This window comes from Acinetobacter sp. A47, from assembly GCF_000805455.1.
In the GTDB taxonomy this organism is placed as follows: domain Bacteria; phylum Pseudomonadota; class Gammaproteobacteria; order Pseudomonadales; family Moraxellaceae; genus Acinetobacter.
In genome coordinates, this window is the sequence record NZ_JSUS01000071.1 from 419,522 (window position 1) to 444,666 (window position 25,145).

Below are 25,145 nucleotides of genomic sequence, written 5' to 3' on the forward strand. Positions count from 1 at the left end.
ATCATTTTCTAATGCGGGTATTTTATGTCTAGAACATTTGCAATTTTACTGCTGGCAACGGGGCTGAGCCTCAGCGGCTGTGCAACCAGCATGCTTTCATCGGCCCTGCCCAATGAAACGACTCAGGTGCAAACCAGTACCCTCAAAAATGACCGCATTATTGCCCTCGGACAGGCCATACAGAACCAGCAAAACCAGGGACTGGTCTTTATTGGTCAGGACTTTAACTACCTCATGACTGATGGTAGTGACCAGTTGCTTAAACTGCTTCATGCCATTCCGGCAAAAGATCGCAGTTTTACCAACCCGACGCCACTGGTGCTAACCATGGAGGGTGCAAGCCAGTTTCGGGGTGTGCTTACGATCCAGTATAATACCCGTATGGGCGATCTGAGCCAGAAACAGAAAGAACTGCTGAAATCTCTGGGATTTAGACAAAATCTTGATCTGATGCAAACCCAGCAAAGCAATGCATATCCTTCGGTCAGTGTGTTCTTCAAGGGCCAGCTTTATCAGGCACTTGATCACCAGAAAATCCAGCAGAAACTTCCCGAGCCTTACCCGGTTAGCTTACAGCAGGAAACCAGCATCACCACCAAGCACCCTTTTAAGCGGGCAACCCGCAAGGTGCTTTACCCGCTGGCCATGACCTTTGATGTGATTACCATCGGGCCGCTGTTAATCTGGTCTGATCTGCACGGTGACTTTAATAAATAGATACAAAATCGGGTTTTAGCCGCCGATAGCGGTTGATCCTTGGCCAGGCCAGGATTAACCGCGTTTTCACTGCCGGGGCATACATAAATAGAACAATAGCCGCAAAGAAAGAACTTATATTAAAAACATAATAATGAAAAACTTAGCTTAAGGAGTTGCCTGTATGAAGATTGCAAATATCAAACAGCGGTTACATTCCTATTGTTCTGACCTGGCTCAACCTCATCCCCTGTCCGACTCTGAGCAGGAAATCCATAAAGCCGAATTGTTTCAGGCCCTCGCCCATCATGAGCATGCACTCGATGCCCATCCATTTATTTCGTCCAATGACCGCAATGCTGTCTGGTATTTTCTGCGTGCAGCCTTACGGGGGCATCATGAAGCGGCCTTCAAGCTCGGAGAAAGCTATTTGCATGGTGATCTGGGACTGGATAAGGACTATAAGAAAGCACAATACTGGCTGGAACGGGCCGTAGCGCTGGGGCATCCTGAAGCAAAAGCGCATTTGTATACAGCCTTTAGCGAACTGGCTTTTTCATAAATAAAAAAACCAGCTGGGCAGCTGGTTTTTTTTAATCTACAGGAATTAACCCGTAATTTTTTTGTACTTGGTGCGTTTTTGCACGGCATCTTCGCCTAAACGAGACTGGCGATACGCTTCGTATTCTGCATAGTTACCTGTGTAGAATTCTGGCTGCTCGTTTTCAAACGACAAGATATGCGTTGCAATACGGTCAAGGAACCAACGGTCATGCGATACCACCATGACGGTACCCGGGAACACCAGAATGGCATCCTCAAGCGCACGTAATGTTTCGATATCCAGGTCGTTTGATGGCTCATCCAGCAAGATCACGTTTGCACCTTGCTGCAAGATTTTTGCAAGTTGCAGACGGTTACGCTCACCACCAGACAATTCACCAACGCGTTTTTGCTGGTCCTGGCCTTTGAAGTTAAAACGGCCAATATAGGCACGTGATGCAATTTCGTAATCACCGACACGCAGGATATCAAGACCGCCAGACACTTCTTCCCAAACGGTTTTGTTGTTATCCAGAGTGTCACGGATCTGACCCACGTAAGCCACTTTAACCGACTCACCTAAAGTCACAGTACCGGTATCCGGTTGCTGCTCGCCAGTCATCATACGGAACAAGGTGGTTTTACCCGCACCATTTGGCCCTACAATCCCCACGATCGCTGTAGGCGGTACAGTGAAGGTCAGGTTTTCATACAGCAGACGGCCATCGAATGATTTGCTGATCCCTTCCACTTCCACCACTTTGTTACCCAGACGTGGGCCAGGTGGAATGTAGATTTCAGATGTTTCATTACGTTGCTGGAATTCTTTCGAGTTAAGCTCTTCAAAACGCTCCATACGCGCCTTGTTTTTCTTTTGCTGGCCTTTGGCATTTGAACGAACCCATTCAAGTTCTTTTTTCAATGCTTTAGCAAAAGATTCTTCTTGTTTCTGTTCCTGCTCTAGACGGGCATTCTTCTGTTCCAGCCAAGAAGAATAGTTACCCTGATAAGGAATACCATGCCCACGGTCAAGCTCAAGAATCCACTCGGCTACATTATCGAGGAAGTAACGGTCATGCGTAATCGCCACGATGGTGCCCGGGAAGTCCTTCAAGAAACGTTCTAGCCAAGACACCGATTCGGCATCAAGATGGTTCGTCGGTTCGTCAAGAAGCAACATGTCCGGCTTAGACAGCAACAGACGGCACAATGCTACACGGCGGCGTTCACCCCCTGAAAGCTTGGTTACGTCTGCATCCCACGCTGGCAGGTTCAAAGCACCGGCAGCGATTTCAAGCTGGTTGTTCAGGTTGTGCGCATCCCATGCATGGATGATGGCTTCGAGTTTCTCTTGCTCTTTTGCAAGCGCGTCAAAATCTGCATCCGGTTCAGCATATTCGGCAAACACCTGATCAAGGCGTTCTAAGGCGTCAAGTGCTTCACGTACACCATCTTCAACGTTCCCACGAACATCTTTGCTCGGATCAAGTGGCGGCTCCTGTTCCAGATAACCGATCTTGATTCCTGGTTGTGCACGAGCTTCACCTGAGAAATCTTTATCTACGCCAGCCATAATACGGAGTAGGGTTGACTTACCTGCACCGTTCAAACCAAGCACACCAATTTTTGCGCCTGGGAAAAATGATAAAGAGATGTCTTTTAAGATTTCGCGCTTCGGCGGAACCATTTTCGACACTCGGTTCATCGTATAAATATATTGGGCCACGCAGGACTCCTCAATTGAAAAACCAGTACATCGCAAATAAGCGAAAAAATAATCTGGCATATTATACGCTGAATCCCCCCTGACTTGAAGTTAAGTTGGCATTTGTTTGGCTTCTATAAAAAATTTTCTTTTTCAAGACATGACTGCATCAGCACTTTTCTGTCCGCCAGCAAATCTGGGCCGCTCCGCAACCGTGCTGCTATATCACTAAAAATGCTATCCAGTTCAAATTTTACGCATCCGGCTGGATAAAATATGCGCTAGACTCGGGCAATATTTAACTCACGTAGATGATGACATCATGACTTATAAAGACGAAACACTCGCCATTCATGCAGGATACTCCCCCGAAGCCACCACCAAGGCCGTGGCCGTGCCGATCTATCAGACCACTTCTTATGCCTTTGACAATACGCAGCATGGGGCAGACCTGTTTGACCTCAAGGTGCAGGGCAATATCTATACCCGGATCATGAACCCGACCACGGCCGTACTGGAACAGCGCATTGCCGCACTGGAAGGTGGCATTGCTGCGCTGGCGCTAGCGTCGGGTATGGCCGCAATTACCTATGCAATCCAGACCATTGCCGAAGCAGGTGACAACATTGCCTCGGTCTCTACCTTGTACGGCGGAACCTATAACTTATTTGCCCATACCTTACCAAAGCAAGGCATTGAGGTCCGTTTCTTTGACGGTCAGAATCCGGAGGCATTACGCCAGCTCATTAATGATCAAACCAAACTGGTCTTTGTAGAGTCGATCGGTAACCCGCTCGGCAATATTATCGACCTTGAAGCGATTGTCAGCATTGCCCATGAATATGGTGTGCCGGTGATCGTGGACAATACCGTGGCAACCCCTGCCCTGCTCAAGCCTTTCGAGTTTGGTGCCGATATCGTGATTCATTCACTGACCAAATACATTGGCGGGCATGGCAACAGCATTGGCGGAATCATTGTAGATAGCGGCAAATTTCCTTGGGGGCAATATCCTGAACGTTTCCGGGCGCTGAATACCCCAGACCCGAGCTATCATGGCGTCAATTATGTCGAGGCCTTGGGAGCTGCAGCCTACATTGCCCGTGCCCGTGTCGTGCCATTACGCAATACCGGCGCGGCCATTAGTCCGCTGAGTGTATTCCTGATCCTGCAAGGACTGGAAACTTTAAATCTGCGCATGGAACGTCATACGGAAAATGCCATCAAGATTGCTGAATATTTAAAACAGCATCCAAAAGTAAAATGGGTCAATTATGCCGGACTGAAAGACCATCCTCAGCATCATCTGGCGCAAAAGTATGTGAAAGGTAAACCTTCTGCCATCCTGTCTTTCGGGGTCAAAGATGGCCTGCAAGGCGGTACCCGTTTTATTGATGCCTTGCAGCTGTTTACCCGTCTGGTCAATATCGGCGATGCCAAGAGCCTGGCCTGCCACCCTGCCACCACCACCCACCGTCAGCTCAATGCAGAAGAGCTCAAGTCAGCAGGGGTCAGTGAAGATTTGGTACGTCTGTCGATCGGGATTGAACATGTGGATGACCTGATTGCCGACCTCGAACAGGCCCTTGCCCAGGTTTAATTTTAATGACTTTTTCAGGCCCCGTAACAGGGGCCTGTTTTTTGTGCAAAACTAAAAAAATATGCTTGCTTTTTCAACTAATACAAGACTTTGTTTTAGAGCTTTTACTCTAAAAAAGGCATTATTTTTCAATTATTTACACTAGACAAACAAAAAAGATCGGTTAATATTAGACCAAAATAAATTGCAGTGTTAAGCACAATAGGACAGCATTGCACACAACAGCATGATTCGTGATGAATGTAGGATACTTACATGAATGCAAAACTCAAAAAACTTTTCCAGCAAAAAGTCGACGGTAAAACAATTATTGTCACTGGTGCATCAAGTGGTATTGGTTTAACGGTTTCAAAATACCTTGCGCAGGCAGGTGCCCATGTCTTACTGATTGCTCGCACCAAAGAGAAGTTGGATGAGGTCAAGGCAGAGATTGAAGCTGCAGGCGGCAAGGCCTCAGTTTTCCCATGTGATCTTAACGAGATGGAATCGATTGACGCCGTTTCAAAAGAAATCCTGGCAGCAGTCGATCATATCGATATCCTGATAAACAATGCCGGACGTTCGATCCGTCGTGCCGTACACGAGTCGGTTGACCGTTTCCATGACTTTGAACGCACCATGCAGCTCAACTACTTCGGTGCTGTACGTCTGGTACTGAATATCCTGCCCCACATGATGCAACGCAAAGATGGCCAGATCATCAATATCAGCTCGATTGGTGTACTGGCCAATGCCACCCGCTTCTCGGCCTATGTGGCATCAAAAGCGGCACTGGATGCCTTTAGCCGCTGTCTGTCCGCCGAAGTACGTTCGCATAAAATTGCGATTACCTCTATTTATATGCCTCTGGTTCGTACTCCCATGATTGCACCAACCAAAATTTATAAATATGTACCAACCCTTTCACCCGAAGAAGCTGCCGACCTGATTGCTTATGCGATTGTGAAAAAACCAAAGAAAATCGCCACCAATCTGGGCCGCCTTGCATCAATTACCTATGCCATTGCACCGGATATCAACAATATCCTGATGTCAATTGGCTATAACCTGTTCCCGAGCTCAACCGCTTCGGTCGGTAAACAGGAAAAGCTGAACCTGATCCAGCGTGCCTATGCACGCCTGTTCCCAGGGGAGCACTGGTAATCGTTGAACCGGTCCTAAAAAAACAGCCAGTCTTATGACTGGCTGTTTTTTTTACATCGCTCTAGTTCTCGCTGGCCTGACGGACCCAGTCCGTGCTTTTACGAATCGCGCCCTCGAGATCACCGGTTGCGATCTGCCAGCGCTGTTTAAACTGTTGTAAAACGGCTTGCTGCAACGTTTCGGTTCTGAGGAAATCTAACATTTCCGTCGACATTTCCAGCCTGTTCGCCAGCCATGGCCACTTTAACATCAATTTTAATAGGCGAACCGGCACATGCCATGTGGGTGCCTTGACCTGTAACTGCGCTGCAATCATGCCAGTCAATTGCGGCAAAGCAAGATGATGTTCGCTGACCACCAGCATGGCCTGATTAACCAGAGCCTGATCTATCGCAGCTTTCACCATGATCTGGCATAAATCATCGACACGGATTAAGGGCAAATAATGCCGTGACGTTGCTGGCAGTGCATGCATTTTCTGGCGTTTCAGCAAATCAATCATGTGGGCAATCGGCTGGTTTAACGGAATTTCACCCGAGACATCATCGCCTAAAACAGTTGCCGGATGGATAATGGTCCAGTCTATGGACTGGCGCTGCGCAGCCTGTATCCATGCAAAGTGGGCTTCTATCTTGGAGGCCTCATAGGCCCCCAGCTTGCGGTAAACCGATAACCAGTCAGTCTGGTCAGGCTGTGCAAGACAAACCCCGGCCTGCTGTAAATGACCGGACAAGGTCAGCATATATCCCGACAGATGTACCGCCCGTTTCAACGCACAATGCTGATGGACACAGCTCAGTAAATTTAAAGCCCCTTCGACATTGACCGTGCGGGCTTGCTGCATATCCAGATTCCAGGCAAACACGGCACTGCTATTATATAAGGTATCGACCGATTTCAGCCTGTCCCAATCCTCGGGCTGGATGGCTAGATTTGCCTGCGTCACATCTGCCTGAATAAACGTCAGTTGTTGCAGGGAAACCTTTTTTTGTTCCAGCCATCGCGTCAGTGCCTGTTGCTGCTCGAGCGGATGACGAATCAGGGCAAAAACCCGATGGCCCTGTTGCAGCAGCTCCAGCAGCAGATAGCGACCAATAAATCCGGTTGCGCCTGCAACCAGTGCAACTTGCTTATGTTGTTGATTTTTTAAATTATGATTGTGCATTTGATCTACCTGTTTGATTGAAGGTAGGCACAGGCTAAAGGATGGAGTACACTCCATGGTCAAGGGGGAGCTACGCAACTTTTTAAAAATAATAACAGGAGGCCTGACGTGTTGATTGGAGAACTGGCAAAACAGACCGCTTTAAGCCGGGATACCATCCGCTTTTATGAAAAAATGCAGCTGATCCAGTCCATGACCTGCAATAATGGCTATAAGGATTATCCGGAACAGACTGTGCAACAATTGCAACTGATCCGTACGGCCAAAAATCTGGGCTTCGCACTAAATGAAATTAAACAGATACTGGCCATGACTGTACAAGATGAAATTCCTGCGGCCCAAGTGCAGGCCATTCTTCAAGAAAAGTTGCAGCAGATAGATAAGAAAATTGCCCAGCTGCATCAAATCAGAACCATGCTGCATCAATTTGCGCAGGCAGAACCGTGCCCGCTGCGAATAGATCACCCCATTCCTTCTCTGGATTGATCCTTTACTCAAGCAGCACTCAAGATAGAAGGTTGCCGCTAGTCTGTGGTTCAGGCAAATGTCTGCATGGCGATCTGGACTCTCCTGATAACAGCCATGCCATTTCTAAATGCCCGGGTATAAGCCACTCTTTCTCTACAATGCAGCATGTGTATAAGAACAGACTTATCCACAGCTTTGCTGTTTTATTCACCGCATGGGTCTGTGGATGGTTAATCGGATACCCTGCGCAACGATCACAACAGCTTGACGCCGGGTGAGTGTAAACGGCGCTTGAGCTTGCCAGTCGTGATAAAAATAAAAATGCTGTTCTGCACTTGCTTACAATCTGTTTACATTACAGCCGTGCTCCTTTTCAGCTCAACTGTCGAAGTTCCCTACCCAATCACTTGCTTTTCAAAAGATTAAAAGCTGTACGTTGACTATTCTGACACTCTATATCTGTCAATGGCTTAGCTTCAAAACCCGTTTCCAGCAGGACACTCAAAAGGTATTTATAAAAAGCATACAAAATAGTGTCATTTTCATGCTTCTTTAGCGGTATATAACATTCTGTAAAGATTCAGTTACAGAATCTTGCTTGGTTGAAAAGGAACGTATATGAGTCAAATATATAGCAAGGAAGAAAGAAAAAGCCGCATTAAGGGTATTGTGGGTGCGGCATCAGGGAACCTGGTTGAATGGTTTGATTTCTATATTTATGCCGTCTTTGCGGCTTATTTTACGCATGCATTAACGGCTCCGGATATGGAACCGACCACCAAGGCGATTTATGTGTGGGGGGTGTTTGCAGCCAGCTTCTTTATGCGACCAATCGGTAGCTGGTTATTTGGCCGCATTGCTGACCGTCATGGCCGTAAACAGTCCATGGTAATTTCAATTTGCCTGATGGCACTGAGTTCATTCCTATTTGCAGCCCTGCCGACCTATGATCAGGTCGGGATGTGGGCTCCGTTTCTGCTGCTGATGGTTCGCTTGCTACAGGGCCTTTCGGTCGGTGGTGAATATGGTGCCGTTGCAACCTATATGAGTGAACTGGGGCTGAAAGGCCAACGCGGTTTCTTTGCCTCATTTCAATATGTCACCTTGTCCGGCGGTCAGCTACTCGCCAGCTTGCTCGGGGTGATCCTGCTCGGCTTTATGAGTGAACAGCAACTGAATGATGGTGGCTGGCGTATCCCCTTTGTGATTGGGGGTATTGCCGCTTTGCTGTCTTTAGCCGCACGTAGCCGTCTGGAAGAAACCTTGTCACATGAAGATGCTAAACGTGAAGAATCCGGTAGTCTGGTTGCCCTGCTGAAACAGCACTGGAAAACCTTCTTGCTGGTGGTGGGCTATACTTCGGCAGGTTCACTGACCTTCTATGTAGTGACCGTCTATTCTAAGACTTACCTGACCAACATCGGTATGGATGGCAAGACCGTCGGTTTCATCATGACCACTGCGCTATTTGTATTTATGCTGGCCCAGCCATTCTTTGGCATGCTTTCAGACCGGATTGGCCGTCGTGCATCCATGCTGGCTTTCAGTTTGCTCAGTGCCATCTTTATCTATCCGGTGATGGTCACAGGCATGCGTAATTTTGCCGACTCGCCTGTCATTATTACCCTGTTACTGATTTTCCTGATGATGCTGCTAAGCTTCTACACCTCGATCAGTGGTCTGGTCAAAGCCGAAATGTTCCCTCCACATGTGCGTGCCTTAGGTGTCGGTTTCTCTTATGCCGTCGGTAATGCCTTGTTTGGTGGTTCAGCCCCTTCGGTGGCGTTGCTATTTAAAGATGCCGGTATTGAAAATATCTTCTTTATTTATGTGATTATCATGCTGATGATCTGTTTCTTCTGTAGCTGGGCCTTACCGAAAAAGCCTGAATATCTGGAACATGATCACTAAATACATTCAAACTTAACCAGCAAAACCACTTTTGTTCAGGCAAAAGTGGTTTTTTATGATGTATTTATTACACATCAGGTTTTCACTCCGGCCTCTGGAGCAAAGCCCTTTAAGATTGCAAGCACCAGATTCATCAAGCAGCCGGTAAAGGCACGACTGCCCTGATGGTCCTGATCTGTCCGCTCTGCTATACCTGCCCAACCCGATACTTTTTGATCTACTTTTCAACAAAAATATCCTTTCATTGGCAACTTTTACTGAATAAAAATGTCCTATTTCGCCTATTTATTCATCGTTCCGTTTAATTTTTCTTCTTTATTTTAATTTTAAATTAAGTTTTTATGCATAATGGTCAGCGCTTGATTTTTTTATTTTTGATGTATTTTTAACATTTTTTTATGGCAAGAAGTTACAACTTAAGGGAGTAAATAATGCTTACGCTGATAGGTATTCTAATTATTGTGACGATTGTCGTGCTACTCATGTCTGGTAAAACCAGTCCCATTGTAGCGATGTCAGTTGTCCCACTGATTGGCGCTTTAATTGCAGGCTTTTCTATTGGCGAGATTTCAGGCTTCTTTGAGGCCGGGCTATTAAAAGTCAGCAAAGTGGCCACCATGTTTTTATTTGCCATTTTGTTTTTTAGTATTTTAAAAGAGTTGCATGTCTTTGATCCGATGATCCGAAGCATGGTGCGTATGACACGCGGTAATGTTGTCATTGTTGCTGTAATGACCACACTCATTGCAGCGATTGTCCATCTGGATGGTTCGGGGGCCGCTACTTTTCTGATTATTATTCCCGCATTACTTCCACTGTACCGTAAACTGGGGATGAGTCCCTACCTGATGCTACTGCTCATGGCCGGCAGTATGGGGGTGATGAACATGGTGCCATGGGGTGGCCCATTAGGCCGTGCTTCAGCTGTGACCGGCATTGAAGCTGCAGAACTGTGGCGTAGCCTGATTCCTGTGCAGGTAATGGGTATCCTTGGAATGATGGGCTTTGCCGTATTGATGGGATTGCGTGAAAAAAAACGTATTCTGGCAGCACAGGCCCTCGGCACCACACCTTTTGAACAAGACTGCATGGCAGCAGATATGGCTGAAGATCTACAAGAACAGGTCAAACCGCAAAAATTCTGGTTTAACATCGGTCTGGTGGTGGTTGCTGTCATCTGTCTGGCATTTGGCCTGTTCTCGGCACCCTATGTCTTTATGATTGCCTTATCGCTGGTATTACTGCTGAACTTCCCGAAACCGAGAGAGCAAATGGCCGTGATCAGCCGTCATGCCCCACAGGCCCTAAGCATGGTTGCGATTATTTTTGCTGCCGGCGCTTTTCTGGGCATTCTCTCCGAATCGGGCATGTTGAAATCTATCGCTCTGGATCTGATTCATATTTTACCGAGTACCTGGGTCGGTAGCCTGCATATTCTGGTCGGGATGCTGGGGGTTCCGATGGACCTGTTTACCAGTACCGATGCCTATTATTTTGCCTTGCTGCCGATTGTGCATGAGGTGACCTCCACAGCTGGCGTGACCGCAGACTCGGTGGTTTATGCCATGGCAATTGGCAATAACGCCGGTACCTTCGTTAGCCCATTTTCACCAGCAACATGGCTGGCCATGGGGCTTGCAGGTACAGACATGGGACGTCACTTACGTTATTCATTTGGCTGGATCTGGCTATTTAGTTTCTTCACCTTAGGTGTTGGTTTCTTGCTCGGTCTTTATTAATCTTTGCCAAAATAAAAAGAGCATACTCAGGTATGCTTTTTTTATGTCTTATAAATTTTTATCGTGAGCAGAACAATGCCTAGAGCTGCTGCTTTAATAATTCCTCTAACCAATCAATAAAATCCTGAAAATATTGAGGACGATACTGGCGATCCGTCAATAAAAGATTGACCGGTAATTGCAAGTCTGGAACCCCGACAAATACACGCTTTAACCGTCCTTGCTGTACATACGGCGCCGCATCAAATTCAGGAATCTGAATCATTCCGCAGCCTGCCAGACCAGCCTGAAGATAGGCTTCGGTATCTTCAACCAGTAACCGATACGGTAGCTTGACCTGCTGGTCGCGAAACAGCAAGTCACTGTATTCACGATAGTGCCTGCCAACGTGATAATCCACCACATAATGCTGCTGAAGCTCCTCAAAGCTTTTAGGTTCACCAAATTCGGCTAGATAAGCAGGTGCTGCCAGTGTCCAGATATGGGTTTGTGTGATAGGCCTGATCAGCAGATATTGATCCTGTATCTGTCCCACCCGCAGCACACAATCGAGTTGCTGTTCAATCAGGTTGGAAAAATCATCATTGCTGTTGACCAGTACCTTAACCCTAGGATAACGCTGATAAAAAGAAGCTAAATGCGGAATCAACAGCTGAGTGGCCAAGCGTTTCGGCATACCAATGCTGATCTTGCCCTCCTGACGACGCAGCTGCGGCTTAAAGCGGTTCAGTTCCTTGAGCTGTGTTACCAGACGCATGGCTTCCTGATAAAACATGCTTCCCTCATGGGTTAAAGCAACTTTACGAGTGGTGCGATAGAACAGCAGTACTTCATATTCTTTTTCAAGTGCCTGTATGGCATAGCTTACATTGGAACGTGGCAAACCCAGTTGCAGTGCAGCTTGTGCAAAAGATTGCTTCTCTGCCACCAGACAAAAAATTTTTAAACGCTCGATCTTGTCCATTTTTATTATTCAACTTTATTGCACAATCAGTTCAATACTAACAACTATTTCAAACAAATAAATTCAACTAGCATGGTTTTCATACATAACAATGAGGAAATAGAGATGTCTCAACATGATCTACAAGGAAAAACCGTATTGATTACAGGTGGCGCCAAAAATCTGGGCGGCCTGATTGCCCGCAAGTTTGCCGAACAGGGTGCCAACTTGCTCATCCACTACAATAGTACAGCCACACAGGCAGATGCCGAAGAAACCTTAAAAGCGGTACAGGCCTTCGGGGCCAAAGCGGTTCTGATACAGGCCGATTTAACGGATATCCGGAATATTGAAGCGCTGTTTGTGCAAGCCAAAGCAGAATTTGGTGGCGTTGATATTGCCATCAATACCGTCGGTCGCGTACTGAAAAAACCGTATCTGGAGACGACTGAACAGGAATTTGACGGGATGAATGATATCAATAACAAGATTGCCTATTTCTTCATTCAGTCTGCAGGCCGTCATCTCAATCCACACGGAAAAATCTGTAGCATTGTGACCAGCTTGCTGGCGGCCTATACCGGTCTCTATTCCACCTATGAAGGTTTGAAAGCACCGGTGGAACATTACACGCGTGCCGCCTCCAAGGAGTTTGGTGAACGTGGCATTTCAGTGACTGCAGTTGCGCCGGGCCCGATGGATACACCATTTTTCTATGCTCAGGAAGCACCAGAGGCCGTGGCCTACCATCAATCTGCTTCCGCCTTAGGTGGACTGACCAAGATTGAAGATATTGAAGCACTGGTGCGCTTTCTGGTGACCGATGGCTGGTGGATTACAGGACAGACCATTTTCGCCAATGGCGGTTATACCACCCGTTAGTTGCAAAACCAAAGGCTTGGGCATTTTATTGAACAGCCCAAGCTTTTAATGCAACCAGAACACCAAGCCATAAAAACAGGCCAGACTCAGCACAATGGTCAGCAAGGTATGCTTGACCTTGTAGGCAATCACGATGGTCAGTAGCGTCGCCAGAAAATAAGGATTGAGCAAGGTACTACGGAAAGCCCCCTGCTCATCCATAAATACAATCGGCGTGGCAATTGCGCTCAATAAACACGGCGCAGAATACTGCAAGGATTGCTGGAACCATTTCGGCAAGCGTAATGGAATATTCGGTTCCAGCAGCATATAACGATTCATGAACACCACGATGGCCAGAATAACCAGCAAAAACCAGCTCATGCCGCACGCTCCCGCAAGTTCTGCAAACAGGTCGCAGTTAACATGCCAATCACTCCCGCCAGAATGGCAGCACTTTTAATGCCCAGACTCAGGAAAATGACGGTCAGCATGACAGAGACCAGCACACCGACCAGTGTATTCAGGTTCTTGATAAAGGGAATCACGATGGCGATAAAGGTCGCAACAATAGAGAAATCGAGATGATACTGATCCAGATTGGGCACCGATGAGGCAAGCACAACACCACAAATGCTAAACACAACCCAGCACAGATAAAAACAGCTGCCAGCACCCAGCAGGTAATAAATATAATGCTGCTGTTTTTTAATGCTGACTGCAAACAGCTCATCGGTCAGTAGAAAACCCAGCATTAAGCGATGCTTCAATGGCTGTCTGGAAATATCGTCACGTAAGTATAAGGCATACAAATAATGCTGGGTGGTGATTAAAAACACTGAAATGATGATGGTTAAAGCAGGCGTGCCTGCCATCACCAGCCCCAGTGTCATTAACTGCGCTGCACCGGCAAAAACCAGTGCCGACATGGCAATCGCCTGCAAGCTGGTCAGTCCGGCCTGAATCGCCATGGAACCTGCCAGCAGCCCCCACGGCAGGACGGCAAGACATAAAGGCAATATCTTGATTACACCATTTAAGAATGCCTGAGATGCGTTCGTTGAACGCTCCTCAATGCTGGTTTCACTAAACATCAACTTCACAATTTTTCATCAAAGATAAAGCAGACTATGCCAAAAACAGCTCAAACAAAATTGTATAAAATTGCTGTTTTATTTGAGACAGGCAATATATCCGCCGGGTGTAATGCCAAAGGTCTGGCGGAAATGACGGCTAAAATGGCTCTGGTCTGAAAAACCGCACTGCTGTGACACTTCCGACAGGTTGAGGCCTTGTCTTAACAGTTTTTGCGATTTCTGCAACCGTGCCTGTACCAGCCATGCATGCGGTGACAACCCGACATGTTTTTTAAATTGTCTCAAAAAATGCCACTGGCTCAGATTGGCCATTTCTGCCAGCTCGGCCAAGGAAAACTCTTGCTCAGGCATCGTTGCCATCAGTTCTTTAATATTAAGGATTCGCTGTTTGGCATTGCTCAGGTCAGCCACCTGCGGTTTGACCTGACTGTATTTGGATACCAGCCATGCAATCGTTGACAGGAACAAGGTCTGTTTTAACAGGGTATTGTTCGGCTGTTCCAGTAAATCAAACAAGAGGCGGAATTGCTGGGCCAGACCTTCATCATGCAATACCGCCTCCCTGAACCACGGCGCAGTACCATGTACCGTGGTCACATCCCGGGTGAGTTCATAGAATACTTCCGGAGTTGGATAGATCGCACGATAGCGCCAGCCGGTATCTACCGCCGAAGAACCGGTATGCACTTCATCGGCATTGACCAGAATGATATCACCTTGGGGTGCCACATGATTGCCACCGGTACGATAAAAGCGCTGTGCCCCTTCTTCAATGACACCGATGCAAAAACCTTCATGAACATGTCGTGAAAACTCCTGCTGATAGTAACTCGCTTTCAGCATTTCCAGTCCACCCAGTTCTTGCAGGTGTAAGTAATCGACTTGTTCGCGAGGTCTACGTGACATCACGACCTCCTTTGAATTTTTTGCATCATGTCAGGTTAGCGTGATTGCATCCAATTTATAGAATAAAATTGCTGTTTATACCGGCTATTCTACGCCCATGACAGCCTTAGGTCAGGGTTTATTCTGCTTTTCAGCAAATAAACACCTTATCCGGTATATGCCATCGATTGATCAGGGCAACAATGAAAAAGCGCCTGACAACAGGCGCTTTTTAGATGAAGCATCAACGATCCAGAAACTCGACCTGTCCGGTCTTCACATCATAAATTGCCCCGACTATTGCAATTTCGCCTCGGTCCAGCAGGTCTTTCAATACCGGACTATGCGCGGTAATGTATTGAATATTGTAATGCACATTCATTGCCGTGACCTGATTGATAAAAGCCTGACTTAAATCACGCGGTTGCATAATGTCATAGACACTATCGACTGAATGCATCAACGGCCCCAGTACATACTGGATATGCGGCATCTCTTGCACATCAGAAACCCGTTTCTGCTGTAAACGTAACTGGCAGGCACTGCTAACCGCACCACAATCGGTATGTCCCAACACCAGAATCACCTTGGAACCTTTGGCCTGACAGGCAAACTCAAGCGAACCCAGTACTTTCTGCCCCGCAATATTTCCTGCAATCCTTAAACTGAATAAATCGCCAATCCCGACATCAAAGATCATCTCGGTCGGTGCACGCGAATCCATACAGCCCAATACCGCGGCAATCGGGTGTTGTCCTTCATCTGCAGTGACCCGGATCTGGCGATAAACATCCCGTTGCAGACGTTCATTTTTGACAAACCGCTCATTGCCTTCTTTGAGCAAGGTGATGACCTGTTGCGGGCTGAGTTTGCGTTGCAGTTCCCGGGTACTGATATAAATATCCAGCGCGGCTTCATCGACATCCTGATAATGTTGCTTAAATCCGATCAGTTTTAGGTCGATCTGACGCTTACTGGCAGTTTCATTTTGGTAGTCCTGAATCACTTGATAAATATCGGGATCAATCGAATCACACTGGGTTGCATCAATAATCAGCTGCTGGTGCTTATGCACATGCTCCAAGGCTGAAATCAATGCAGAACGGTTCAGAAAGGTCACTTGTGAAGGCAGTTCAATCCGGGTCACGATGCCATGCAAATGCTTCTCTTTATAGACCCGCACGCCTTTATTAAAATTACCATACAGAATAAATCCACTACTGGTCAGCAAGCCGATCACGATGCCCGTCAACAGATCTGTCAGTAAAATTGCAACCAGCGTAATAATAAACGGCAAGAACTGCTTCCAGCCTTTTTGATATAACTGTTTGAATAATTTGGGATGCGTGAGTTTAAAACCCGTCACAATCAGGATGGCAGCCAGCGCAGACAATGGAATCATGTTCATCAGTGGCACGAAGAACAAAATTGCCAGCAACAGGAGGACGCCATGAAAAATGGTGGAACATTTGCTACGTGCACCGGTATTGGCATTGACTGAACTACGCACAATCACCGATGTCACCGGCATCCCACCAATTAAACCCGATATGATATTGCCTGCTCCTTGCGCCCATAGTTCACGATTGGGTGGAGATGATCTTTTTTGTGGATCCAGTTTATCTGCTGCTTCCAGATTGAGTAAGGTTTCCAGGGAGGCTACGATGGCCAAAGTGGCCGCACCAGTGTAAATCAATGGCTCGGCCAGATAACTAAAGTCAGGAAAAACCAGTACCTCCTGAGGTGCCTTCAGGATATTGGGTAACTGAATCAGGTTATCGCTTTGTACTGCCCACGGCGAACCGATACTGATTAAAATAAAATTGAGACCTGCAGCCAGTACAACTGCAATCAGGGCCGAGGGTAAGACCAGCTTTTTAAGGGGGCTGCTATCCCAGGCCAGAATCAGAAATAAACTGAGCAGACCAATCAAGGCCGCGCCCAGATCAAAATGCTGAACCAAGGCACTCGGTGGACTGGTCCACAACAGGTCCCAAGAGAAGTTGGACAAGCCAAATAAATAAGGGAGCTGGGTCACAATCAGAATTGCGCCAATGGCCGCCAGTAAGCCCAGAATCACATTATTGGGAATAAAATTCGCAAAAAATCCTAATTTAAATAATCCAAATAAAATCTGTAGCATCCCGGCAAAGACAATACACAATAAAAAGGCGGCATAATTGCCGCCTAATTGATCCAGTTGCACCAGAATGACTGCAGTCAGTCCTGCTGCCGGACCTGAAACGCTAATGTGCGAGCCACTCAGCAGCCCGACAATAATACCGCCAACAATTCCGGCAATAATGCCTGAAATAATCGGTGCTCCAGAGGCTAACGCAATCCCGAGACATAAAGGCAAAGCCACGAGAAAAACCACAACTCCGGAGAGCAGGTCATTTAAATGGAATCTATTTTTCAGTGCTAAACTTGTCATGAAGTAACCATTTATAATAAAAAAATAATTAATTTTTACTGCCTGAAAGCGTTTTCCCTACTTCAAGGCTTGAATAATATTGTCGGACAAAATGCAAGGTTTAAATTCTGGTTACGTTATAACGTTGTATATTTATTTATCGTTTTCAGCCTATTTTTGTTGATCTTAAGATTCGCCTCATCTTGCTTCTGCGCAGACATCAGCTCTACCGTAAATCGGCTGGCAAATGAAAAAAACAGCAATAAAAAAACCTCCCGAAAGAGGTTTTTTAGCAATTATAAATTTATTTAGACCCTTTAATCCCGGCCTGTAATAACAAGGCACCTAAACCACCAATCTTTTGCTCTTGAGGTTTTTCAGTTTTTGGCTTGTTCTGTTGCGGACGCTTAAAGTCACCTTCTTTACGTGGAGGACGCTGGCCTTGTGGCTTACGCTCTGAACGTTCAGTACGCTCTTGTGGTGCACGTTGTGGACGTGAAGCTTTCGCTGGCGCAGAACCTTCTGCACGCATGCTCAGGTTGACACGGTTACGCTCTACATCGACCTGCATGATACGAACCTGTACGATCTGGCCCGGTTTCACCACTTTATGCGGATCAGACACAAATTCATTGGCCAGTTCAGAAATATGTACCAGACCATCCTGATGCACACCGACATCCACGAAGGCACCGAAATTGGTTACATTGGTCACCACACCTTCAAGCTGCATGCCTTCGGTCAGTTGCGCCACTTCAGTGATATCTTCACGGAACTTGGCCGTACGGAATTCCGGACGCGGATCACGGCCCGGTTTTTCCAGTTCAGCTAAAACGTCCTGAATGGTTGGCAAACCAAACTTGTCATCAACAAATTCATCTGCCTTCACTTGGCGGATGATTTCCGTATTGCCGATAATATCTTTTACGGTTGTCGCCTTGGCTGCCACAATCTTTTCTACCAGACCATAACTTTCAGGGTGAACCGCAGAAGCATCCAATGGCTCCGAGCCATTTTGAACACGTAAGAAACCTGCTGACTGTTCAAAGGTACGCTCACCTAAACGAGGAACTTTCTTCAAGGCCTGACGGTTATCAAAACGTCCATTTTCCTTCCGGTATTCCACAATTTGCTGTGCAATCGCCTTATTCAGACCGGCAATATATGCCAGAATTGCCGGAGAAGCGGTATTGACATCGACACCGACCGCATTCACACAGTCTTCAACCACTGCATCGAGTGTTTTGGCCAGACCGGCCTGGTTGACATCATGTTGGTACTGACCCACCCCGATCGACTTCGGATCAATCTTGACCAGTTCAGCCAGCGGGTCCTGTAAACGGCGGGCAATTGACACCGCTCCACGAATCGATACATCAAGTTCTGGAAGTTCCTGTGCAGCCAGCTCGCTTGCAGAATAAACCGATGCCCCTGCTTCACTGACAGTCACGCGGGTCAGTTTCAAATCGGTATTGGCTGCCATCATCTCGGCAACCACGGCTTCGGTTTCACGGCTTGCCGTGCCGTTGCCGATCGCAATAAGTTCCACGTGGAACTCTCGGCAAAGACGGGCCAGCTCGGCAATCGAACCTTCTTTATCTTCTTTCGGGGCAAAAGGATAAATGGTGCTATGCGCCAGCACATCACCGGCCTCGCTCACTACCGCCAGCTTCACGCCGGTACGGATACCCGGGTCAACTCCCAGGGTGGTACGGCTGCCGGCTGGTGCAGAAAGTAATAAATGACGCAGGTTTTCAGCAAACACTTCCATGGCTTCTGCTTCAGCAGCAAGACGCTTATCGGTCAATAGTGAATGTTCAATCTGTGGACGAACCTTGCCCAGCCAGAACAGTCTGGCTGTCTGTTTCAAATAATCCTGACGGCTTTGTGGTTGAATTTGTTCAAGATTATATTCCGTCTCGATACGCGCCAGCGGTGCCTCATCTTCACCATCAACTTTCAGGCCCAGCACATTTTCCTGACGGCCACGTAACATCGCCAGTAAACGATGGGAAGGCACTTTATTGAGATTTTCTGAAAACTCAAAATAATCACGGAATTTCTTGCCGACTTCCTTTTTCTCTTCAGAAGCAACCGTACTCTTGAGTACCGCAGTTTTGGCAAAAGTCTGCTTTAACTCGGTGGTCAGGGCAATATTTTGCGCCCAGTCATCAATCAGGATGTGCTGAACCGCATCCAGCTGGCTTTCCAGATCCGGATAATCGGCGTGGCTAAAGCCTGCCAGTGCTTCTGCCGGATCGACCTGCTCTGCCATGATTTTTTCAGCAATCGGGCCTAAACCAGCTTCTTTGGCTTTAAATGACTTGCTGGTACGTTTTGGACGATAAGGCGCATAAATTTCTTCTAATGCATTTTTGGTTTCAGCCGCATTGACTCGTGCCAACAGGTCTTCGCTCAGTTTATCTTGTTCTTGTAAAGATTGAATGACCTTTTCACGACGCTCGTATAAATCACGCAAATAGGTTAAACGTGTATCGAGCTGACGTAATTGCGTATCGTCCAAGCCTTGCGTGACTTCTTTACGGTAACGTGCAATAAAAGGAACGCTAGCACCTTCATCAATTAAACGAATAGCAGCTTCTACTTGGTTTGGACGTACGGCAAGTTCATTTGCCAACTGCTGAACTAAGTCAGTCATCGTGATTGATTCCACAAGGGTTAAGTCTAAAAGCACTGATTATAAAGTTCATGGCTATAAAATCCACCATTGTTTTTTTGAATATTGTGTTTTAGTCCTGTATGAATTTTATTCATGCCCCCTTGCCAAAGGATATGGCTGCACAGGCCTGCTCAAAATTACGGGGCACAAACTTTTATGCAAATCTGGCCATATTTTTAAAATACCGGGATTTTTCCGGCTAAATATTGATAAATAGATTGATTGTCATATTTTTGCCTGTATATATTTGGTATCTATCTCTTGATTTTATTGGCAATATTTGTTGCTTTATAACATAGCCAAAACTGTGCAATGAATCGTATACTCGAAGGTCTATTGATATTTCACACTCGCATTGCATAAAGACGATGACAATAAACGATAAAGGAGCACAATCATGAGTTTAGTTGTACCTGCTGAATCGACGGAAACCGTACACCATGAGACAGACCGGGTCGAACGCATTTTAGTGGTCGATGACGATGTGCGCTTGCGTACGCTTTTACAACGCTTCCTCGAAGACAAGGGTTTCGTGGTAAAAACTGCTCATGATGCAACACAAATGGATCGTTTGCTGCAACGTGAACTGTTCTCTTTAATCGTGCTCGACTTTATGCTTCCTGTAGAAGATGGCTTGAGTATCTGTCGTCGTTTGCGCCAATCCAGTATCGATACCCCGATTATCATGCTGACCGCACGTGGTAGTGATTCTGACCGTATTGCCGGTCTGGAAGCCGGTGCAGATGACTATTTGCCAAAACCGTTTAACCCGAATGAATTGCTGGCCCGTATCCGTGCGGTATTGCGCCGTCAGGTGCGTGAAGTACCGGGAGCACCAAGCCAGCAGGTTGAAGTGGTCAGCTTTGGCCCGTGGTCTCTTGATCTCTCGACACGTACCCTGACCCGTGAAGGCCAGGTGGTGACCCTGACCACAGGCGAATTTGCTGTCCTGAAAGCACTGGTACAGCACCCACGTGAACCCCTCACCCGTGACAAGCTGATGAATCTGGCACGTGGCCGTGAATGGGGCGCAATGGAGCGCTCAATTGATGTACAGGTTTCCCGCTTACGTCGTTTGATTGAAGACAATCCGGCCCGTGCACGCTATATCCAGACTGTATGGGGCGTGGGCTATGTATTTGTTCCAGATGGCGCAGAGTAAGCCCGGGAAATTAAACCTTGAAACTTGAACCCATCGATCCACAAGAATTTACCGAGTTCGCGGCTTATTCCGAAAGGCCCCGAACCAAATGGGAACGTTTTCTAGACAAGATCAAACCACGTTCTGCGGCCATGCGCACCACCATTCTGGTTCTGTTCATGGTATTTTTCAGCCTGTTCATGTCCTTGTGGTTCTTTTGGCGGACGCTATATCTTCCCGAATTGCAGCAGCATGCCCGCTATCTGGCAATTGAGCTGGAACTGGTCAACAATCCGGATATCCGTATTCTGCATCGCGACAATGAAGTCGATGTGGATACCTGGCTTAAAAACCGGATCGGGATTGAATATATTACCGATCCCAAAGAATTCCCCCGGGTGGAAGATAAATTTCTGGCAGAGTTATTTACCAACCAGATTGAAGAAAAACTGGCAAAAGAGCTGGGTGTCAAAGATGTAACGGTTTACTTTAAGTTTAAACCGATTCCGCGTATCTGGATTCAGACCCCTGAAATGAACGGGAACTGGGTCAGGGAACCTCTTAAAACCTACACCAACTACAGTGTTGAGCTGATTGCTGGCTGGCTGTTTGGTGTGCCGATTGTCTCGTCCATCATTATTTTGATACTGGTTCGCCAAATGAACCGGCCTTTACGTCGCTTGCAGAATGCGGCCAACAATTATAGTAAAACCGGGAAAGCTCCCTATCTCGATACCAATCATGGCCCGCTGGAAATCCGTCAGGTCAATCAGGCCTTTAACCACATGGTGTATACGCTGGAACAGACCGAGCGTGACCGTCAGATCATGCTGGCAGGTATTTCCCATGATTTGCGTACACCTCTGACACGTATCCGCCTCACCGCTGAAATGTTACCTGACGAGTTCTTTCGTGAAGGCCTGACCTATGACGTCGATGACATGGATGCGATTCTGAACCAGTTCATTTCCTATATGCGCGACGGCTCTGATGAGGAACTGACCGATACCAATATCAATACCCTGTTGCAGGAACTGGTGGTGCAGTTCAAGCCACTCGACATCCGGTTCGAGGCTCAGGAGCTGCCAGTCATTGCAGCACGCAGCCTGTCGCTCAAACGCCTGATTGCCAACCTGATCAACAATGCCAAACGTTACGGCGCAGAGCCGATTGAACTGTCTGCCAGTCATGTCGATGACCATATCCTGATTACCGTAGCCGATCATGGTGAGGGGATTCCGCCAGATCAGGTGGAAGAACTGATGCAACCTTTTGTACGCGGTAATTCTGCCCGTACCATTCAGGGCAGCGGTCTGGGTCTGGCCATTGTCAAACGTATCGTGGATATTCATCAGGGGCAGATCAGTATCCGCAATCGCGAGCAAGGCGGACTGGAGGTGGTGATTTCCTTGCCGATCCCGACGGCAGCCCCGACTGAACCGCAAAACAACCCGATCCACAAGATCAAACAGACCATTACTGGACATTTCTAGACCAGCTTGCCACATCAGCAGCCGAGCGGCGGCTGATATCGACTAAAGTCGCCTATTTAACCGGTATAAATCTGGCGACTTTCTGGCCATTCAGTACACTCAAAAAAATCGGTTGCAATGGTTTTTTATGGTTTTTTTCCGTATAAATTCAAACAGCTATACCAGCCTGCAAAAATACCCCGAAATACAGGTGAATAAAGCGTATGCAGCTGTATTAGACCTTAGCCTTATTTCAATTCACTTTTCATGTTTTAGCGCTAAAATCCATAGCCAATGAAAAGCAAAATTGAGAATGGAAGATGTCTTTAAGTCGTATTCGCCTTGCCGCTCTACACGACAAAGTGATGAGTGCAGAACAGGCTGCCAGCTTTATTCAAAATGATATGACGGTTGGTATGAGTGGTTTTACCCGTGCAGGTGAAGCCAAAGCTGTACCACAGGCACTGGTTGAACAGGCCAAGAAAAACCCGTTAAAAATCACGTTAATTACCGGCGCCAGTCTCGGCAATGACTTAGACAAACAATTGACAGAAGCCGGTGTACTGGCGCGTCGTATGCCCTTCCAGGTGGACAACACCTTACGCCGTGCCATTAACAACGGCGAAGTGATGTTTATTGACCAGCATTTGTCCGAAACGGTTGAACAAATGCGTAACCAGCAGCTGAAACGTCCGGATGTTGCAGTAATTGAAGCCATTGCAATTACCGAAGACGGCCATATCGTACCGACAACATCAGTCGGTAACTCTGCCAGCTTCGCAATTTTTGCAGAAAAAGTGATTGTTGAAATCAATACTTCGCTCAGCGAAAACTTTGAAGGTCTGCACGATATTTATATCCCGACCTATCGCCCGACACGTACCCCATTACCCTTGACCAAAGTGGATGACCGCATCGGCTCAACCGCAATTCCGATCGATCCGGCCAAGATCGTCGGTATCGTGTTCAATGACACGGCAGATTCACCATCGACCGTCACACCGCCTGATGCTGAAACCCAGGGGATTGCCAACCATCTGATTAAGTTCTTTGAAAAAGAAGTGGCTGAAGGCCGCCTGGCCAAGAACCTGGGGCCATTACAGGCAGGGATCGGTTCAATTGCCAATGCCGTTTTAACAGGCCTTAAAGATTCAAACTTTGAAGATCTGGTGATGTATTCAGAAGTGCTGCAAGACTGTACCTTTGAATTGATTGATGCTGGCAAAATGAAGTTTGCTTCAGGCAGCTCTATTACCTTATCGGCAAAATGCGGCGAACGTGTATTCGGCAATCTGGAAAAATACAAAGACAAACTGGTATTACGTCCGCAGGAAATCTCGAACCATCCTGAAATCGTCCGTCGTCTGGGCATTATCGGGATTAATACGGCGCTCGAATTCGACATTTACGGCAACGTAAACTCGACCCATGTTTGTGGCACCAAAATGATGAACGGTATCGGTGGTTCAGGTGACTTTGCCCGTAACGCACATCTTGCCATCTTCGTGACCAAATCCATTGCCAAAGGCGGTGATATTTCTTCAATCGTACCAATGGTCAGCCATGTCGACCATAATGAACACGATGTCGATATTCTGGTAACCGAAGTCGGCCTGGCAGACTTACGCGGTCTGGCACCACGTGAACGTGCCCGTGTCATTATCGACAACTGTGTCCATCCGCTTTATCAAGCTGCACTCAACGATTATTTTGACCGTGCCTGCGAACGCGGCGGCCATACCCCTCACCTCCTTCGTGAGGCCCTGTCGTGGCATGCCAACTTTGAAGAAACCGGTCACATGCTCGCCCGTACCGAGGTAGCCAAATCGGCTTAATCGTCACTGCTTTTCATGACAAAGCATGCTTCGGCATGCTTTTTTGTTTTTCAGGCTTTTAAACGATTTGCCGCCCTACTCTCAGCAAGAGCGGAAAGGTCACCCGCATCGGCTGCCGGATCAGCAGGATATCCTGTAAATCGGCCAGCGCACTGACCCGCATGTGATCTTGATAATGTTTGACTGCAGACCAGGTATTGAGATAATCCCAGAGCTGCTGTCCGGTCCAGCCGAGTTCAATCTGAAACTGCGGCATCGCGATCTCTTCAAAAGGAAACGGGATGGTCTGGTAATGCTCATCAATATAGTGTCGCTCTGCGTCCCAGTAGCCTTTTAGGGTCTGATGGTAGAGCTGTTGCAGCCGATCATTTAAAAACGCATCCTCAAGTGTTAACAGGCCATAACCAATCACTGCAATCACACCATCTGCTTTGAGTGTACGTTTCACTTCTGCATAGAATTTTTCAAAGTCAAACCAGTGAATCGCCTGCGCAACGGTAATCAGGTCAAAATACTGATCGGGAAAACTGCACTGTTCCGCGGCTTGCTGCACATAGCGGACATTACTCAAGGCTGGCGCCTGATCAAGCTGGTTCTGACTCAGGTCAGTGGCAATCACCTGTTGAAAATACGGCGCAATCAGCCGGGTTAATTGCCCTGATCCCGCCCCACAGTCCCATGCACAGTCAAAACTTTTGAGCTGCCTAATCAGGCTGTCTATGAGCGATTGTGGATAAGTCGGTCGCGCCTGTTGATAAAGTTCACTTTGCGCCGAAAATAAATCTTTCATGCGATGTTATTCTTCATTTTTCTATTTGGCTTCAATATAACAAAATATTGGCGCAATA

At 47.2% G+C, this 25,145-nt stretch carries 20 protein-coding genes; 11 read left to right on the top strand and 9 right to left on the bottom strand.

The features are described from left to right. Positions 1-24: 24 nt before the first annotated feature. Together OC23_RS17380 and OC23_RS17385 are read left to right on the top strand one after the other, a co-directional pair. Positions 25-717, top strand: coding sequence for a hypothetical protein (locus OC23_RS17380; RefSeq protein ID WP_038346231.1), 693 nt, complete (start codon positions 25-27; stop codon positions 715-717). Between the two features lie 163 nt (positions 718-880). Beyond that, positions 881-1,258, top strand: a complete 378-nt coding sequence (locus tag OC23_RS17385; protein WP_038346232.1) for a tetratricopeptide repeat protein — start codon at positions 881-883, stop codon at positions 1,256-1,258. Positions 1,259-1,303: 45 nt separating this feature from the next. Here the strand turns inward: OC23_RS17385 and ettA are convergent, their stop codons facing one another. Further along, the gene (gene ettA / locus OC23_RS17390; RefSeq protein WP_038346233.1) at positions 1,304-2,965 is read right to left on the bottom strand and encodes an energy-dependent translational throttle protein EttA; all 1,662 of its coding nucleotides are present in this window, start codon (positions 2,963-2,965) and stop codon (positions 1,304-1,306) included. Between the two features lie 301 nt (positions 2,966-3,266). On the opposite strand from ettA, the gene OC23_RS17395 reads away from it, so the two are divergent. Both OC23_RS17395 and OC23_RS17400 read left to right on the top strand, forming a co-directional pair. Continuing rightward, positions 3,267-4,544: an O-acetylhomoserine aminocarboxypropyltransferase/cysteine synthase family protein gene (locus OC23_RS17395; protein ID WP_038346234.1), complete on the top strand. Its 1,278-nt coding sequence runs from the start codon at positions 3,267-3,269 to the stop codon at positions 4,542-4,544. Between the two features lie 255 nt (positions 4,545-4,799). Next, complete coding sequence (locus OC23_RS17400; protein WP_038346235.1) at positions 4,800-5,687, top strand: SDR family NAD(P)-dependent oxidoreductase; 888 nt, start codon at positions 4,800-4,802, stop codon at positions 5,685-5,687. A gap of 61 nt (positions 5,688-5,748) precedes the next feature. Here the strand turns inward: OC23_RS17400 and OC23_RS17405 are convergent, their stop codons facing one another. Beyond that, the gene (locus tag OC23_RS17405) at positions 5,749-6,852 is read right to left on the bottom strand and encodes an SDR family oxidoreductase (RefSeq protein ID WP_038346236.1); all 1,104 of its coding nucleotides are present in this window, start codon (positions 6,850-6,852) and stop codon (positions 5,749-5,751) included. 108 nt (positions 6,853-6,960) lie between these two features. Here OC23_RS17405 and OC23_RS17410 point away from each other — a divergent pair, with 108 nt between their 5' ends. The 3 genes from OC23_RS17410 (at position 6,961) to OC23_RS17420 (ending at position 10,970) form a co-directional block, all read left to right on the top strand. Continuing rightward, positions 6,961-7,338 (top strand): MerR family DNA-binding protein, encoded by a 378-nt coding sequence (locus OC23_RS17410; protein WP_038346237.1) that lies wholly within the window; start codon positions 6,961-6,963, stop codon positions 7,336-7,338. 600 nt (positions 7,339-7,938) lie between these two features. Next, entirely contained in the window at positions 7,939-9,231 is a 1,293-nt protein-coding gene (locus OC23_RS17415) for an MFS transporter (protein WP_038346238.1), read from the top strand. Between the two features lie 431 nt (positions 9,232-9,662). Continuing rightward, positions 9,663-10,970, top strand: a complete 1,308-nt coding sequence (locus OC23_RS17420; RefSeq protein ID WP_038346239.1) for a CitMHS family transporter — start codon at positions 9,663-9,665, stop codon at positions 10,968-10,970. A 79-nt stretch (positions 10,971-11,049) separates the two neighbouring features. Here the strand turns inward: OC23_RS17420 and OC23_RS17425 are convergent, their stop codons facing one another. Next, positions 11,050-11,934, bottom strand: a complete 885-nt coding sequence (locus OC23_RS17425) for a LysR family transcriptional regulator (protein WP_038346240.1) — start codon at positions 11,932-11,934, stop codon at positions 11,050-11,052. Positions 11,935-12,039: 105 nt separating this feature from the next. On the opposite strand from OC23_RS17425, the gene OC23_RS17430 reads away from it, so the two are divergent. Then, the gene (locus tag OC23_RS17430) at positions 12,040-12,795 is read left to right on the top strand and encodes an SDR family oxidoreductase (protein ID WP_038346241.1); all 756 of its coding nucleotides are present in this window, start codon (positions 12,040-12,042) and stop codon (positions 12,793-12,795) included. A 45-nt stretch (positions 12,796-12,840) separates the two neighbouring features. Here the strand turns inward: OC23_RS17430 and OC23_RS17435 are convergent, their stop codons facing one another. The 5 genes from OC23_RS17435 to OC23_RS17455 all read right to left on the bottom strand — a co-directional run bounded on the left by OC23_RS17435 (position 12,841) and on the right by OC23_RS17455 (position 19,828). Next, positions 12,841-13,158: an AzlD domain-containing protein gene (locus tag OC23_RS17435; RefSeq protein WP_038346242.1), complete on the bottom strand. Its 318-nt coding sequence runs from the start codon at positions 13,156-13,158 to the stop codon at positions 12,841-12,843. Then, a complete protein-coding gene (locus tag OC23_RS17440; RefSeq protein WP_038346243.1) occupies positions 13,155-13,868 on the bottom strand; it encodes an AzlC family ABC transporter permease in 714 nt (237 codons plus the stop codon). The genes OC23_RS17435 and OC23_RS17440 overlap by 4 nt, the downstream gene beginning before the upstream one ends. Before the next feature lie 78 nt (positions 13,869-13,946). Further along, complete coding sequence (locus tag OC23_RS17445; RefSeq protein ID WP_038346244.1) at positions 13,947-14,777, bottom strand: AraC family transcriptional regulator; 831 nt, start codon at positions 14,775-14,777, stop codon at positions 13,947-13,949. A gap of 223 nt (positions 14,778-15,000) precedes the next feature. Further along, positions 15,001-17,190, bottom strand: a complete 2,190-nt coding sequence (locus OC23_RS17450) for a bifunctional SulP family inorganic anion transporter/carbonic anhydrase (RefSeq protein ID WP_038346245.1) — start codon at positions 17,188-17,190, stop codon at positions 15,001-15,003. 283 nt (positions 17,191-17,473) lie between these two features. Then, the gene (locus tag OC23_RS17455) at positions 17,474-19,828 is read right to left on the bottom strand and encodes a Tex family protein (RefSeq protein WP_038346246.1); all 2,355 of its coding nucleotides are present in this window, start codon (positions 19,826-19,828) and stop codon (positions 17,474-17,476) included. A gap of 418 nt (positions 19,829-20,246) precedes the next feature. Here OC23_RS17455 and ompR point away from each other — a divergent pair, with 418 nt between their 5' ends. From ompR to OC23_RS17470, 3 genes are all read left to right on the top strand, one after another. Next, on the top strand, positions 20,247-21,011 hold the full coding sequence (ompR, locus tag OC23_RS17460; RefSeq protein WP_038346247.1) for a two-component system response regulator OmpR: 765 nt from the start codon (positions 20,247-20,249) through the stop codon (positions 21,009-21,011). A 17-nt stretch (positions 21,012-21,028) separates the two neighbouring features. After that, the gene (locus tag OC23_RS17465) at positions 21,029-22,483 is read left to right on the top strand and encodes an ATP-binding protein (RefSeq protein ID WP_038346248.1); all 1,455 of its coding nucleotides are present in this window, start codon (positions 21,029-21,031) and stop codon (positions 22,481-22,483) included. Between the two features lie 299 nt (positions 22,484-22,782). Then, the gene (locus OC23_RS17470; protein WP_038346249.1) at positions 22,783-24,297 is read left to right on the top strand and encodes an acetyl-CoA hydrolase/transferase family protein; all 1,515 of its coding nucleotides are present in this window, start codon (positions 22,783-22,785) and stop codon (positions 24,295-24,297) included. A 58-nt stretch (positions 24,298-24,355) separates the two neighbouring features. On the opposite strand, the gene OC23_RS17475 is transcribed toward OC23_RS17470, so the two are convergent. Continuing rightward, entirely contained in the window at positions 24,356-25,087 is a 732-nt protein-coding gene (locus OC23_RS17475; protein WP_038346250.1) for a class I SAM-dependent methyltransferase, read from the bottom strand. Positions 25,088-25,145 lie beyond the last annotated feature (58 nt).

Coding starts and splice junctions, on each gene's coding strand:
- OC23_RS17380 (WP_038346231.1), top strand. CDS start 25: ATGTCTAGAACATTTGCAATTTTACTGCTGGCAACGGGGCTGAGCCTC.
- OC23_RS17385 (WP_038346232.1), top strand. CDS start 881: ATGAAGATTGCAAATATCAAACAGCGGTTACATTCCTATTGTTCTGAC.
- OC23_RS17395 (WP_038346234.1), top strand. CDS start 3,267: ATGACTTATAAAGACGAAACACTCGCCATTCATGCAGGATACTCCCCC.
- OC23_RS17400 (WP_038346235.1), top strand. CDS start 4,800: ATGAATGCAAAACTCAAAAAACTTTTCCAGCAAAAAGTCGACGGTAAA.
- OC23_RS17405 (WP_038346236.1), bottom strand. CDS start 6,852: ATGCACAATCATAATTTAAAAAATCAACAACATAAGCAAGTTGCACTG.
- OC23_RS17415 (WP_038346238.1), top strand. CDS start 7,939: ATGAGTCAAATATATAGCAAGGAAGAAAGAAAAAGCCGCATTAAGGGT.
- OC23_RS17420 (WP_038346239.1), top strand. CDS start 9,663: ATGCTTACGCTGATAGGTATTCTAATTATTGTGACGATTGTCGTGCTA.
- OC23_RS17425 (WP_038346240.1), bottom strand. CDS start 11,934: ATGGACAAGATCGAGCGTTTAAAAATTTTTTGTCTGGTGGCAGAGAAG.
- OC23_RS17430 (WP_038346241.1), top strand. CDS start 12,040: ATGTCTCAACATGATCTACAAGGAAAAACCGTATTGATTACAGGTGGC.
- OC23_RS17435 (WP_038346242.1), bottom strand. CDS start 13,158: ATGAGCTGGTTTTTGCTGGTTATTCTGGCCATCGTGGTGTTCATGAAT.
- OC23_RS17440 (WP_038346243.1), bottom strand. CDS start 13,868: ATGTTTAGTGAAACCAGCATTGAGGAGCGTTCAACGAACGCATCTCAG.
- OC23_RS17445 (WP_038346244.1), bottom strand. CDS start 14,777: ATGTCACGTAGACCTCGCGAACAAGTCGATTACTTACACCTGCAAGAA.
- OC23_RS17450 (WP_038346245.1), bottom strand. CDS start 17,190: ATGACAAGTTTAGCACTGAAAAATAGATTCCATTTAAATGACCTGCTC.
- OC23_RS17455 (WP_038346246.1), bottom strand. CDS start 19,828: ATGACTGACTTAGTTCAGCAGTTGGCAAATGAACTTGCCGTACGTCCA.
- ompR (WP_038346247.1), top strand. CDS start 20,247: ATGAGTTTAGTTGTACCTGCTGAATCGACGGAAACCGTACACCATGAG.
- OC23_RS17470 (WP_038346249.1), top strand. CDS start 22,783: ATGTCTTTAAGTCGTATTCGCCTTGCCGCTCTACACGACAAAGTGATG.
- OC23_RS17475 (WP_038346250.1), bottom strand. CDS start 25,087: ATGAAAGATTTATTTTCGGCGCAAAGTGAACTTTATCAACAGGCGCGA.